Source organism: Enterobacter cloacae complex sp. P18RS, from assembly GCF_014982105.1.
Lineage (GTDB): Bacteria > Pseudomonadota > Gammaproteobacteria > Enterobacterales > Enterobacteriaceae > Enterobacter > Enterobacter hormaechei_C.
In genome coordinates, this window is record NZ_JADCKV010000008.1 from 13,081 (window position 1) to 24,993 (window position 11,913).

At 58.8% G+C, this 11,913-nt stretch carries 14 protein-coding genes; 5 read left to right on the forward strand and 9 right to left on the reverse strand.

Annotation, left to right across the window (positions count from 1 at the left end; translation table 11 throughout):
• Window positions 1-9: 9 nt before the first annotated feature.
• Window positions 10-942, forward strand: a complete 933-nt coding sequence (locus tag INF61_RS05655; RefSeq protein ID WP_033488045.1) for a LysR substrate-binding domain-containing protein — start codon at window positions 10-12, stop codon at window positions 940-942.
• An 85-nt stretch (window positions 943-1,027) separates the two neighbouring features.
• Here the strand turns inward: INF61_RS05655 and mdcH are convergent, their stop codons facing one another.
• The 8 genes from mdcH to mdcA form a co-directional block, all read right to left on the reverse strand.
• Window positions 1,028-1,924, reverse strand: a complete 897-nt coding sequence (gene mdcH, locus INF61_RS05660; RefSeq protein ID WP_023295524.1) for a malonate decarboxylase subunit epsilon — start codon at window positions 1,922-1,924, stop codon at window positions 1,028-1,030.
• Complete coding sequence (locus INF61_RS05665) at window positions 1,924-2,541, reverse strand: malonate decarboxylase holo-ACP synthase (protein WP_193547608.1); 618 nt, start codon at window positions 2,539-2,541, stop codon at window positions 1,924-1,926. Before INF61_RS05665 ends, mdcH begins: the two co-directional genes overlap by 1 nt.
• 2 nt (window positions 2,542-2,543) lie before the next feature.
• Window positions 2,544-3,503 carry an AEC family transporter gene (locus tag INF61_RS05670; protein ID WP_047726234.1) on the reverse strand — a complete coding sequence of 320 codons (960 nt, stop codon included), beginning with the start codon at window positions 3,501-3,503 and terminating at the stop codon, window positions 2,544-2,546.
• A gap of 123 nt (window positions 3,504-3,626) precedes the next feature.
• A complete protein-coding gene (gene mdcE / locus INF61_RS05675) occupies window positions 3,627-4,427 on the reverse strand; it encodes a biotin-independent malonate decarboxylase subunit gamma (protein WP_003861675.1) in 801 nt (266 codons plus the stop codon).
• Window positions 4,427-5,260: a biotin-independent malonate decarboxylase subunit beta gene (locus INF61_RS05680; protein WP_017384167.1), complete on the reverse strand. Its 834-nt coding sequence runs from the start codon at window positions 5,258-5,260 to the stop codon at window positions 4,427-4,429. Before INF61_RS05680 ends, mdcE begins: the two co-directional genes overlap by 1 nt.
• Window positions 5,253-5,552: a malonate decarboxylase acyl carrier protein gene (gene mdcC, locus INF61_RS05685; protein ID WP_000411786.1), complete on the reverse strand. Its 300-nt coding sequence runs from the start codon at window positions 5,550-5,552 to the stop codon at window positions 5,253-5,255. Before mdcC ends, INF61_RS05680 begins: the two co-directional genes overlap by 8 nt.
• A 9-nt stretch (window positions 5,553-5,561) precedes the next feature.
• Window positions 5,562-6,419: a triphosphoribosyl-dephospho-CoA synthase gene (locus INF61_RS05690; protein WP_017384166.1), complete on the reverse strand. Its 858-nt coding sequence runs from the start codon at window positions 6,417-6,419 to the stop codon at window positions 5,562-5,564.
• Window positions 6,419-8,074 carry a malonate decarboxylase subunit alpha gene (gene mdcA / locus INF61_RS05695; protein WP_193547609.1) on the reverse strand — a complete coding sequence of 552 codons (1,656 nt, stop codon included), beginning with the start codon at window positions 8,072-8,074 and terminating at the stop codon, window positions 6,419-6,421. Before mdcA ends, INF61_RS05690 begins: the two co-directional genes overlap by 1 nt.
• 228 nt (window positions 8,075-8,302) lie before the next feature.
• Here mdcA and INF61_RS05700 point away from each other — a divergent pair, with 228 nt between their 5' ends.
• The 3 genes from INF61_RS05700 to INF61_RS05710 are packed head-to-tail and all read left to right on the forward strand — an operon-like array spanning window position 8,303 to window position 10,440.
• Window positions 8,303-9,322, forward strand: coding sequence for a hydrolase (locus tag INF61_RS05700; RefSeq protein WP_017693875.1), 1,020 nt, complete (start codon window positions 8,303-8,305; stop codon window positions 9,320-9,322).
• Window positions 9,322-9,540, forward strand: coding sequence for a YheU family protein (locus INF61_RS05705; RefSeq protein WP_014171926.1), 219 nt, complete (start codon window positions 9,322-9,324; stop codon window positions 9,538-9,540). The genes INF61_RS05700 and INF61_RS05705 overlap by 1 nt, the downstream gene beginning before the upstream one ends.
• Before the next feature lie 30 nt (window positions 9,541-9,570).
• Complete coding sequence (locus INF61_RS05710) at window positions 9,571-10,440, forward strand: phosphoribulokinase (RefSeq protein ID WP_003861663.1); 870 nt, start codon at window positions 9,571-9,573, stop codon at window positions 10,438-10,440.
• A gap of 94 nt (window positions 10,441-10,534) precedes the next feature.
• Here INF61_RS05710 and INF61_RS05715 read toward each other — a convergent pair whose 3' ends face one another.
• Window positions 10,535-10,939, reverse strand: a complete 405-nt coding sequence (locus INF61_RS05715; protein ID WP_015571423.1) for an OsmC family protein — start codon at window positions 10,937-10,939, stop codon at window positions 10,535-10,537.
• 310 nt (window positions 10,940-11,249) lie between these two features.
• Here INF61_RS05715 and crp point away from each other — a divergent pair, with 310 nt between their 5' ends.
• The gene (gene crp, locus INF61_RS05720; RefSeq protein WP_000242758.1) at window positions 11,250-11,882 is read left to right on the forward strand and encodes a cAMP-activated global transcriptional regulator CRP; all 633 of its coding nucleotides are present in this window, start codon (window positions 11,250-11,252) and stop codon (window positions 11,880-11,882) included.
• The last annotated feature ends 31 nt before the right edge of the window (window positions 11,883-11,913 follow it).

Genomic DNA, 11,913 nt, shown 5'->3' on the forward strand with positions numbered 1-11,913 from the left:
GGGAGGGTTATGGGCTTCGATACCACGAGCGAGATTACATTCCGTAAGCTCAGCATCTTCATGACGTTCATGGAGAAGGGCAATATCGCACGTACCGCCGAAACGCTCGGCCTGAGCGGTGTCAGCGTGCACCGCGCGCTGCATACCCTCGAAGAGAACGTCCGCTGCCCGCTCTTTGCTCACAAAGGGCGTAACCTGATTGCCCTCCCCTCCGCGTGGACGCTGCTGGAGTATTGTCAGGAGGTGATGCAGGTGATGGAGCGCGGGCTGGAAGAGTCGCGCAAGATCGCCGGTATCGGCCAGGGACGGTTGCGCGTCGGCACGCTCTACTCGCTGACGCTGGAAACCGTGCCGCGCCTGATAATGGGCATGAAGCTGCGCCGTCCGGATCTGGAGATGGATCTGACGATGGGCTCGAACGAAACCCTGCTCCATATGCTGGATGAGGGATCGCTGGATGCGATTTTAATCTCTATTTCCGAAAGCGATATCGACCGTAACAGCCTCGAAGTGCTTCCTCTGTTCCATGACGATATTTTCCTTGCCGCACCGGCCTCTGCCACGCTGAATACCCACGGGCCAGCGGATCTCCGCGATTACAAAGATCAGAAATTTGTCGCGCTTGCAGAAGGCTTTGCGACCTACGCCGGGTTCCAGGAAGCGTTCCATATCGCCGGGTTTGAACCAGAGATTGTTACCCGGGTGAACGACATTTTCTCAATGCTCAGCCTGGTGCAGGCGGGCGTCGGCTTTACGCTGATGCCGGGCAGGATGAAGAAAGTGTATGAAAATTCGGTGCAGCTACTGAAGCTGGCGCAGCCGTACCAGATGCAGCAGCTGATTGCGATTGTCTTTGCCCGCAACCGCGAGCAGGATCCGAGCCTGCGCGCGCTGGCCGCCGAAGGGCGGATGTATGCCAGAAGTTTGCAGGATAGTGCCTGATGTTATTGCCCGGTGGCGGCTGCGCCTTACCGGGCCTACTCCCGAATTGTAGGCCCGGTAAGCGTAGCGCCACCGGGCTAAAAACTCATGCACGAAGCCGACCCGCCAGATGCACCGCCACGTCCACCCCGCTGCGCTCCAGCGAAATGGATTCACCTTCCCACGCCGCCTGCCGCGTCAGACAGGTCAGGATGCCCCCTGGCGGCATCTCAATCGCCAGCCGCGCTTCACGCTCGTTAGCGGAAATCACCGCCTCCTGCCAGCGCACGGTTCGCGCCATATTCATCGCCAGATCGTCGGCAATTTTCTCCGGCTGCCAGAGCACGCGTCCGGTACTGCCGCTCAGGTACGCACAGCCCGGACGTGAAAGCGTGACCGAATTAAATGCTGCCACCAGCTTCTGCGCCGGTTCCGCCAGCAGTTCACAGTGCGACGGTACGCTCACCGCCAGCCGCTTAGCCTTGCTCGCGCCTTTTGCCAGGGCGCGCTCCGCCACCTGCGCCATGCCGTCATCGGCTCCGGCAATCACGATCTGCGTTTCGGCGTTCAGGTTAGCAATATAGGTTCCTGTCCCCTCAAGCAGGTTTTCCACCTGGGGCAGGGTCAACCCCATAATCGCCGTCAGGCCGTAGCCGTGCGGGTATGCCTGCTCCATCAGATCGCCGCGCAACGCCACCAGCTTCAGCGCGTCCATAAAGTCCAGCGCACCGGCGATAACCGCCGCAGGATAAGCGCCAATGGACAGCCCGCTGACGATATCCGGCGACACGCCGCGACGTTCCAGCTCGCGCGCCCACGCCACGCCGGCAATCAACAGCGAAAGCTGAACCGCACGGGTGTGGGTTAACGAGCATGCGCTGTCCAGGGTATCGACTTCCGCCCCCAGCACAGCACGGGCCTGCTCCAGCTCCGTTCCCGGCAGGTTTTGCAGCATACCTTCATGCTGTGTGCCCTGCCCCGGAAAGGTAAACAGTATTTTCATTACTCCTCCCTGTGCCATGGATCCGCCACCAGGCGCGGTCCACATTGCGTTTTTAGCAGCGTTTTGCCGTCGCGTAACCATTCCGCCAGCGCGAATCCGCCCTCGGGCGTGTCCACCTGCGTATCCGCCCGGCACAACGCACGGCTGAGCTGAGCCTGCCAGCCAGTAAACGCCTCAGGGGAAACGGCACGCGGGGCGCGGATGAGCAGATCGAGATCGCTGTCGGCGTGGATCACCGGAATGCCGGTCGCCAGCGCGTAACCCGTACTGCCGGTTATCCCCCACGTCCACGGCCACGACTGCTGCGCAAGCTGAAGCGCCACCTGAACCGGCGGCTGAGTGATAAACGGCGAACGCAGCAGGTCGGCGGCAACGCTCAAATCTTCGGGCGACACCACGCGCAACACGTTCTCAGGCTTCACCCATCCGGCCGCCCGCTGGTCGCGGCGCAATCCGCGCACGCCAACGGGAATACGGCCTTCATTATCAACATCACGCCGCACCACTACCGGTAGCCCGGTATGCCAGGCCGCGTCCACCCAGGATTCAGTAATCCCTTCCAGGGCGTCGCGCGCGCTAAGCCAGATGAGGTCGTGTGGGCGTAATGTTGTGGTCATGATTACATTCCTGAAGTCAGCGAGATAAACAGCGGCAGCGACAGGATACACAGTACGGAGCTTAACAGCAGCACGGCTTCAGCATCCGGCGACTGCACGCCAAAGCGGTTACCGAACACCACGCCAAAGAAGCCCGCAGACAGCGCAATCATCAGGATGGCGGTGATCGCCACGGAACCGTGCAGACCGAAGATTAAAACGATACCCCAGGCGATCGCTGGCTGGATCAGCAGCTTGGCGAGAGTGGAAGTAATCACCATGGTGTTGATCTGAAGTTTACGCGCGGAGAGGATCACCCCGGTCAGGAACAGCGCCGCAGCGGTCGCAGACAGTCCCAGCGGTTTAATCGCCGCCAGCACCAGCTCCGGCATTTTGATGCCGATAGCGGACAGGATCACACCCAGCAGCGGGCCCATCACGATCGGTTTTTTAATGGAGCGCCACATCAGCACCGGCAGCATGGAAAGCGTTGAACCCGAGTTATTGCCTTCGGCGCGCGCTTTCTCACGCTCCAGAATCAGCAGGCAGAACGGGGTCATCAGCACTGAACCACAGGCGATGGAGACCGCCACGGACAATGAAGTTGAAGAGCCTTCGCCCAGCACACTGCCCAGAATCGGCAGGCCAAGCGCCGCGTAGTTTGGCAGGGCGACGGTAAGCGTCAGCACGGCCGCATCCTGCGGGGATTTTTTAAACACTTTTGTCGCGAGGAAGTAGATGACCGCATAGGTGATCCACATCGCCAGAGTGAGCACCAGGATCAGCGGCGACTGCGCCACGATGCCGGTCCACGGGGTTTGCACGGTGGCGCTGAACAGCGCGGCCGGGAGTGCAAAATCCATCACGAAGATATTCAGCAGGGAAACATTTTTGTTATCGACCATCTTTGCCTTACCGGCCCAGAATCCCAGCAGCATGATGACGAAAATCGGTGCAAGAGCATGAACAATTACGTAAGTCATAAATCACCTGTAGTAAAAAAGTTTAAGCACTGGCGCGATGTTTATTATTTTCAGGATGCAGGTTCCCGCGTGGACGCAACGGGTGCGCCCACGGGGTGATGCATCTGGCAGGTCTCTTTTTACTTACCAGCTGGCTCGCATACGTTCACGTACGAGAGCCGAGCTGCGGCGGTTGTCAGCACCCAGACGGTTTTTCAACGTGGTGTCCTGACGAGCGTCGCTGATGGCCTGTTGCAGGGTGGTTTTCACCCGCGTCAGATCGCTTTCGGAAGGGGCATCCGGATTGCTGATATCCAGCAGGTCGGAAAGCAGCCCCAGCGTGGCGTAGTTGCTGATGTCATACGCCATTGGCGGAATGGTTGCAGCCAGTTTTTCCAGCGCCTCAACGGTACGCAGCGTAATGCGCGCCGCAGACTCTTTGCCCATGGCATGGATCAGCACGCCTTTATCGTTGAAGGCAATCAGACGGTTAGCCTGGTAGCCGTGCGCCAGAAACGCGCCGGACATGGCCTTACCGACGATAAGACCAATCACCGGATGACCCGCCAGCCGCGCATTAGCGTAGGCGGCAGCGGCGCCGGCCAGCGCCTGGTGGATACCAAACGCCTCTTCGCGACGGCCATAGGCCTGGCTTGGGACGTCGATTACCGCCACAATCGGGCGCTTCACGGCTTTATCTGCGTCGGCGGCGACGGTTTCGCTGACCACTTTTGCCAGCGTCCATCCTTCCAGCAGGCCGACTTCACCCTGCGCCGCGCGCGGGAAGTGGTTGTTGGCGTCCGGCACCACGGCGACAAAACGCACCGTTTCACCGTTTAGCTCGCCGTCTGCGGCCTGCACGGACGGGCATAACCCCTCCAGACGTTTCGCGTTCGGGGCCAGAGTTTCCAGCCAGAGTTCGCCACGGCTAATTGAGTTAGTCATCATTTCACCTCCCGGGCAAAAAGCGCTTTAATCTGTTCGGCATCGGCCTGTTTGCGGGTGTCGAAATTCGTCAGACGGTTCAGGTAATCGTCGTAGTTATCGGTGCGATGTTTCGCCGGTACGCCTTTGGCGATGGCTTCGTTCATCGCGGCTTTCACCGCGTTCACGCCGTCGCCCACCAGCGCGTCCACCAGCCCGCTTTCAAAGCGTACTTCGCCGCCGGTCATGCTCCAGATAAACGGACGGTCGCGGGAGTCATACTCTTCAATGCCCGCTTCCTGCTCGATAACCTGCGGACCGTTGAGGCCGAGCCGCGCTTCGCGGGTCACAATCAGGTAGCTGCACAGCGCCGCGGCGATAGACATCCCACCGAAGCAGCCCACGGTCCCGGCGACAATCCCGACGACCGGGGTATAGCGACGCAGGTCAACGATCGCGGCGTGGATATCGGCAATCGCCGCCAGGCCGAGGTTGGCTTCCTGCAAACGTACGCCGCCGGTTTCGAGGCACAGCACCGCCTGAGTCGGAATGCCGTTGCGGTTATCTTCCGCCGCCAGCTCCAGCGCTGCCGCCATTTTGGCGCCGGACACTTCGCCCATGCTGCCGCCCTGGAAGGTGCCTTCAATCGCCACCACCACCGCAGGCTGGCCGTTGATGGTCCCTTTCGCGACCACCATGCCGTCATCGGCCTGAGGAACAATCCCCTGTGGCCCAAGCCACGGAGAGATAATGCCTTCAAACGGATCCAGCAGTTCGCGGTAGCTGCCGTCGTCGAGCAGCGCCTGCGCACGCTGGCGCGCTTTTAATTCGATAAAGCTGCTGTCATCACGCATGGTTCACCCCTTCAAAAACCTGTTCGATACGAATGCGTGCCACGCCCGGCGTCGCGCCGAAGTCGTGGATGGTCAGCTTACCGGCGGGCAGGCTGCTGACGGTTTGCAGGCGGTTGAACAATGCCTCCCAGCGCCCGCGGCTGTTGTCGACGGAGGTGGTGATATCAATGGTTAAGGTCTGGCCCGGTTCGGCGGTGAAAAGCACCTCCATATCCCCGGAACCGACGACCCCTGCCAGCGCCCTGCCGCTTACTTCGCGGCTGGCGGGCACGGTCAATGTGATTTTTTCCATAACATCCTCTTAATGCTTTGAATAGGGCGTTTCGGCGCGGTCAAGAAACAGCGTGGCGGCAAGCAGGTCTGCGGCTCCGCCCGGCGAGGCGTTAAGCGCCAGCATCTGACGGTCTAACCGCGCCAGCGCCTGCTGCCCGGCGAGGGTTGCGCATCCTCCGGCGTTCAGCACCGCACGGGCGCCGTTCTGCATGGCGTCCAGCCCCTCCATGCCGGCGCGCGACAGCACGCAGGTGTCGGTGAGCGAGGTCATGATCGCCATCAGCGCGTCGAGTCTGGCCTGCGTTTCGCTGCTGCCGTTGAGACGGCTGAGGCGAAGCTGCGGCAGCGCGCGCTGCATGATGTGCGGAAACGCCTGCTGAGCCTCTTCACGCGCGCCCGGCACACGGTAGCGGTGCGTAACGCGTAACCCCTTGCTGAACACTTTCGGCGCCGCGTCATCCGGCAGCTTCGCCAGCTGAGCGGCGGTGTTCGCGACGGTTTGCGCCCGGGCATCGCCGCCCAGCATCGCCACCGCGCTCACCAGCAATCCCAGCGCCCAGATCGCGCCACGGTGCGTGTTCACGCCGTCGGTAGCGGCCATCATCTGCCGTTCACCTTCGCGACCCAGGCGGCCAACGGTTTGCCTGAGGGCAATATCCGCCGGACGCTGCCAGCTCTGCTGCGCCAGCGCCTGAAACGTGGGGGTCAGGCTGTGAGCGGAGCGCTCCATCAGCGCAAGCGATAAATCGTGGTGCGCGCCGTTCCCCCGGCTGTCCACCAGACCGGGCTTCGGGCTTAAACGTGCTTCGTCAATCAGACACTGCGTGGCGGTTCGCGCCAGCCATTCGGCACCGCCTTCAACCTGGATCTGGGGCAGAAGTTTCATTACCAGCTCCGGAATTTCGCAGGTGGGTTGTAAAGACCGCCGGACCATTCCACCAGGTCCGCGACGCTACCGGCCGCCAGCAGCGAACGGGTGGCATCGGTGCGGCGAATGCCCATATCTTCCGGATACACAACCTTGCCGCTCTGGCGCAGTTCCGCCACGCGTTTGGCGTCAACGCTCAGACCGATATCGGTGATACCCGCCACGGCGGCGACCATGGCGCGACGCTCTTCCAGATCTTTCGCCCGGTAGAGGTAAGCAATCCCCTCTTCCGTCAGCACGTGGGTGACGTCATCGCCGTAAATCATGACCGGCGCCAGCGGCATACCAGAGGCTTTCGCGACCTCAACGGCGTCGAGTTTTTCCACGAAGGTTGGCTTCACGCCCGCCTGGAAGGTTTCCACCATCTGCACAACCAGCTTTTTACCGCGCTGCATCGGGTCAGGCTCGGTGATCATGTTCAGCCAGGCCGGTGTGGCGTGGCGACGACCGTGCGGATCGTGGCCCATGTTTGGCGCGCCGCCGAAGCCGGAAAGACGGCCGCGGGTCACGGTTGAGGAGTTAGCGTAACCATCAACCTGTAGCGTGGAGCCGATAAACATATCGACCGCGTACTGACCAGCCAGCTGGCAGAAGGCGCGGTTAGAACGCATGGAGCCATCGGCACCGGTAAAGAACACGTCCGGGCGGGCGCGGATGTACTCTTCCATTCCCAGCTCGCCGCCGAAGCAGTGGACGCTCTCCACCCAGCCGCTTTCGATGGCCGGGATCAGCGTTGGATGCGGGTTCAGGGTCCAGTGTTTACAGATTTTGCCTTTGAGTCCGAGCTGTTCGCCGTAGGTTGGCAGCAGCAGCTCGATCGCTGCGGTGTTAAAGCCAATCCCGTGGTTCAGGGACTGCACCTGGTGTTCAGCGTAGATGCCTTTAATCGCCATCATCGCCATCAGGATATGTTCCTGTTTGATCAGGCGCGGGTCGCGGGTGAAGAGCGGTTCGATAAAGAACGGCTTATCGGCAACCACCACAAAATCAATCCACGAGCCCGGAATATCCACACGCGGCAGGTCGCACTCGTCGTCCACCAGCTCGTTCACCTGCGCGATGACGATGCCGTCGTGGAACGCGGCGGCTTCCACCAGCGCCGGAGTATCTTCGGTACTCGCCCCGGTATAGAGGTTGCCTTTGCGGTCCGCTTTAAAACCGGCAATCAGCGCCACGTTTGGCGATAGGTCGACGTATAAACGTGAGTAGAGTTCGATGTAGGTGTGAATCGCCCCGATTTCGAGCTGACCATCCTCCAGCAGTTGGGAGATTCGCAGGCTTTGCGTACCGGAGAAGGAGAAGTCCAGCTTGCGGGCGATGCCTTTCTCAAAGATGTCCAGATGTTCGCTGCGGCCCACGCTCGGCATGATCATATGCAGATCGTGCACGATTTGCGGGTTCACTTCCGCCAGTGAACGGGAAAGGAAATCCGCCTGCTTCTGGTTGTTGCCTTCCAGAACGACTTTGTCGCCTGGTGCGATCAGTTTTTCCAGCATGGCGACAAGATCGCCGGTTGGCAGTACCTTGCCCTGCACCGGTACGGACGCCAGACGACGCGCTTTCTCACTGCGTCGGGTGTTCCATTGCCGGGTGGGTGTTTGCCCAGATAACATTATTAACCTCCTGATTCAGCACATCATTCTGATTTGCTTAACGTTGAGTAAAGTGTGCGCTCTGGTGAGAAAGGCATCAATTAAGCGTAGAGCCAAATCATTAGCCTGAGAGTAATAATCAAGGTAAATATTTGTGATCGGGATCAGTTCATGTTTCGGAAAAACGGGCTAAACGGGGTACAATTCGGAAGGTATAGTTAATTTCTGACAAGAATCAGCATCGCCCTTATGACCCAAATCATTCCCTCAGACTTCGACATTGCAGCCGAAGAGAGCGCAGAGTTCGTGCCCATGCGCGGTGTGGCTAACCCTCACCTGCAAACCATGCTGCCGCGCCTGATCCGCCGCAAGGTACAGTTCACCCCGCACTGGCAACGGCTGGATTTGCCGGACGGCGATTTTTTGGATCTCGCCTGGAGCGAAGATCCGGATCGGGCCAGACATAAACCCCGTCTGGTGGTGTTTCACGGTCTGGAAGGCAGCCTGCACAGCCCTTACGCACACGGTCTCATTGAGGCGGCGAAAGCCCGCGGCTGGCTTGGGGTAGTGATGCATTTTCGCGGATGCAGCGGCGAGCCTAATCGTCAGAAACGTATTTATCACTCGGGTGAAACCGAGGACGGTACCTGGTTCCTGCGCTGGCTAAGAGACAATTTCGGCGAGGCGCCAACGGCAGCGGTGGGGTATTCCCTGGGCGGCAATATGCTGGCCTGCCTGCTGGCGAAGGAGAGCGACGCCGTACCGCTGGATGCGGCGGTGATCGTCTCTGCGCCCTTTATGCTGGAGCAGTGCAGCTATCATATGGAAAAGGGGTTTTCGCGAGTGTACCAGCGCTACCTGCTCAACCTGCTGAAAGCCAACGCCGCGCGCAAGCTGAAGGCCTATCCGGATACGCTGCCTGTGACGCTGCAACAGCTCAAACGCGTGAAGCGCCTGCGCGAGTTTGATGATTTGATCACCTCGAAAATTCACGGCTTTGCCGATGCGATTGACTATTACCGTCAGTGCAGCGCCATGCCTTTACTGAACCAAATCACGAAACCTACGCTGATTATCCACGCCAAAGATGATCCGTTTATGGATCACCACTCGATTCCGGCGCCCGATCATCTGCCGGCCAACGTGGAGTATCAGCTCACCCAATTCGGGGGACACGTCGGCTTTGTCGGCGGCACGCTGCGTCGGCCAAAAATGTGGCTTGAGACGCGTATTCCCGACTGGTTAACGGCTTATCTGGACGGTAAATAATGATTATTCCCTGGCAGGATCTCTCTCCCGACACGCTCGATAATCTGATTGAAAGCTTTGTCTTGCGCGAAGGCACCGATTATGGTGAACATGAACGTTCGCTTGAACAAAAGGTCAACGATGTTAAGCGCCAGCTTAAAAGCGGCGACGTGGTGCTGGTATGGTCCGAACTGCATGAGACGGTCAATATCATGCCACGCAACGCGTTTCACGGCTGATCTTTACACTTTTCCAGTCAGGGAGTTGCTATGTCTGCCAGACATCCGGTTATTGCCGTTACGGGTTCGAGTGGGGCGGGAACCACTACCACCAGCCTCGCCTTCCGCAAGATCTTCGCCCAGCTTAACTTACGGGCGGCAGAGGTAGAAGGCGACAGCTTTCACCGCTACACGCGCCCGGAGATGGATATGGCCATCCGCAAGGCGCGCGATCTGGGTAAACACATCAGCTACTTCGGCCCGGAGGCGAATGACTTCGGCCTGCTGGAGCAAACCTTCCGTGAATACGGGCAAAGCGGTACCGGGCAGTCCCGCAAGTATCTCCACACCTACGATGAAGCCGTGCCCTGGAACCAGGTCCCCGGCACGTTCACGCCCTGGCAGCCGCTGCCGGAACCGACTGACGTGCTGTTTTACGAAGGATTGCACGGCGGCGTGGTGACGCCTCAGCACGATGTGGCGCGCCACGTGGATTTGCTGGTGGGGGTGGTGCCGATTGTTAACCTTGAGTGGATCCAGAAGCTGACGCGTGACATGAGCGAGCGCGGCCATTCGCGAGAGGCGGTCATGGACTCGGTGGTGCGCTCCATGGAAGATTACATCAACTTCCTGACGCCGCAGTTCTCCCGAACCCACATTAACTTCCAGCGCGTCCCCACCGTGGACACCTCCAACCCGTTCGCTGCAAAAAGCATCCCTTCCCTGGACGAGAGCTTTGTGGTGATCCACTTCCGCAACCTGGAAGGCATTGATTACCCCTGGCTGCTGGCGATGCTACAGGGTTCGTTTATTTCGCACATGAATACGTTAGTGGTGCCCGGGGGAAAAATGGGGTTGGCAATGGAGCTGATCATGACACCGCTGGTGCAGCGACTGATGGAAGGAAAGCAGATCGCGTGACGCCTGTTGCCGGATGGCGCTTCGCTTATCCGGCCTACGTTCGTGCAGTTGTAGCTTTGGTAGGGCGGGTCAGCGAAGCGCCACCCGCCAAAAATTAAGCCGCGATCACTTCGTACGAATGGGTGATTTTTACCGCTTTCTCCAGCATTAACGCCACAGAGCAGTATTTTTCCGCAGACAGGTCAACCGCACGCGAGACCGCCGCGTCCTTCAGTTCTTTGCCGGTGACGATAAAGTGCAGATTAATATGCGTAAACAGGCGTGGCGCCTCTTCGCGACGTTCTGACGTCAGCTTCACTTCACAATCGGTCACGTCATGACGGCCTTTTTGCAGGATCGACACCACGTCGATCGCGCTGCATCCGCCCGCCGCCATCAGCACCATTTCCATCGGGCTTGGCGCTTTATCGCCGGAGTTGCCATCCATCAAAACCTGGTGCCCGGAAGCAGACTCGCCCAGGAACGTTAACCCTTCAACCCATTTCACACGCGCTTGCATATTCACTCACTCCAACGTTGCATTTTTTATGACAGATTACGTGTACGTTACATTTCTCGCAACGGAAGGCGACCTGCGTCATGCTGAAGCGAGACACCAGGAGACACGCGGCGAAAGCTATGCTAAAACACTCTGGATGCTACAGTAATACATTGACGTTACACATGTATGCAGAGGACATCAAACTTTACTGGCTGCGAAACGTTACGACAGCCGACTTCCCAGGTATGGGTAAGAATTCGATTGCAACCCCAGAGTCCGGATGCATCTTATGACTCTGGTGACAGCTTATAACAGAGGATAACAGCGCATGGTGCTTGGCAAACCGCAAACAGACCCGACTCTCGAATGGTTCTTGTCTCATTGCCACATTCATAAGTACCCATCAAAGAGCACGCTGATTCACCAGGGTGAAAAAGCGGAAACGTTGTATTACATCGTTAAAGGCTCGGTGGCCGTGCTGATCAAAGATGAAGAAGGGAAAGAGATGATCCTTTCTTATCTGAACCAGGGCGATTTTATCGGTGAACTGGGCCTGTTTGAAGAAGGCCAGGAACGTAGCGCCTGGGTTCGTGCAAAAACAGCATGTGAAGTGGCTGAAATTTCTTACAAGAAATTCCGTCAGCTGATTCAGGTCAACCCTGACATCCTGATGCGTCTTTCTTCCCAGATGGCACGCCGTCTGCAAGTGACCTCTGAGAAGGTGGGTAACCTCGCCTTCCTGGACGTGACCGGTCGTATCGCGCAGACGCTGTTGAACCTGGCGAAACAGCCAGACGCCATGACCCACCCTGACGGTATGCAAATTAAAATTACCCGTCAGGAAATCGGTCAGATCGTCGGCTGCTCCCGTGAAACAGTGGGCCGTATCCTGAAGATGCTGGAAGACCAGAACCTGATCTCTGCCCACGGTAAAACTATCGTGGTCTACGGAACCCGTTAATTTCGGTCAAACGGCGTGCCGCCGCAGGGTG

Bases quoted from the DNA above. Each gene is read 5' to 3' on its own strand.
- INF61_RS05655 (WP_033488045.1), top strand. From the start codon at position 10: ATGGGCTTCGATACCACGAGCGAGATTACATTCCGTAAGCTCAGCATC.
- mdcH (WP_023295524.1), bottom strand. From the start codon at position 1,924: ATGAAAATACTGTTTACCTTTCCGGGGCAGGGCACACAGCATGAAGGT.
- INF61_RS05665 (WP_193547608.1), bottom strand. From the start codon at position 2,541: ATGACCACAACATTACGCCCACACGACCTCATCTGGCTTAGCGCGCGC.
- INF61_RS05670 (WP_047726234.1), bottom strand. From the start codon at position 3,503: ATGACTTACGTAATTGTTCATGCTCTTGCACCGATTTTCGTCATCATG.
- mdcE (WP_003861675.1), bottom strand. From the start codon at position 4,427: ATGACTAACTCAATTAGCCGTGGCGAACTCTGGCTGGAAACTCTGGCC.
- INF61_RS05680 (WP_017384167.1), bottom strand. From the start codon at position 5,260: ATGCGTGATGACAGCAGCTTTATCGAATTAAAAGCGCGCCAGCGTGCG.
- mdcC (WP_000411786.1), bottom strand. From the start codon at position 5,552: ATGGAAAAAATCACATTGACCGTGCCCGCCAGCCGCGAAGTAAGCGGC.
- INF61_RS05690 (WP_017384166.1), bottom strand. From the start codon at position 6,419: ATGAAACTTCTGCCCCAGATCCAGGTTGAAGGCGGTGCCGAATGGCTG.
- mdcA (WP_193547609.1), bottom strand. From the start codon at position 8,074: ATGTTATCTGGGCAAACACCCACCCGGCAATGGAACACCCGACGCAGT.
- INF61_RS05700 (WP_017693875.1), top strand. From the start codon at position 8,303: ATGACCCAAATCATTCCCTCAGACTTCGACATTGCAGCCGAAGAGAGC.
- INF61_RS05705 (WP_014171926.1), top strand. From the start codon at position 9,322: ATGATTATTCCCTGGCAGGATCTCTCTCCCGACACGCTCGATAATCTG.
- INF61_RS05710 (WP_003861663.1), top strand. From the start codon at position 9,571: ATGTCTGCCAGACATCCGGTTATTGCCGTTACGGGTTCGAGTGGGGCG.
- INF61_RS05715 (WP_015571423.1), bottom strand. From the start codon at position 10,939: ATGCAAGCGCGTGTGAAATGGGTTGAAGGGTTAACGTTCCTGGGCGAG.
- crp (WP_000242758.1), top strand. From the start codon at position 11,250: ATGGTGCTTGGCAAACCGCAAACAGACCCGACTCTCGAATGGTTCTTG.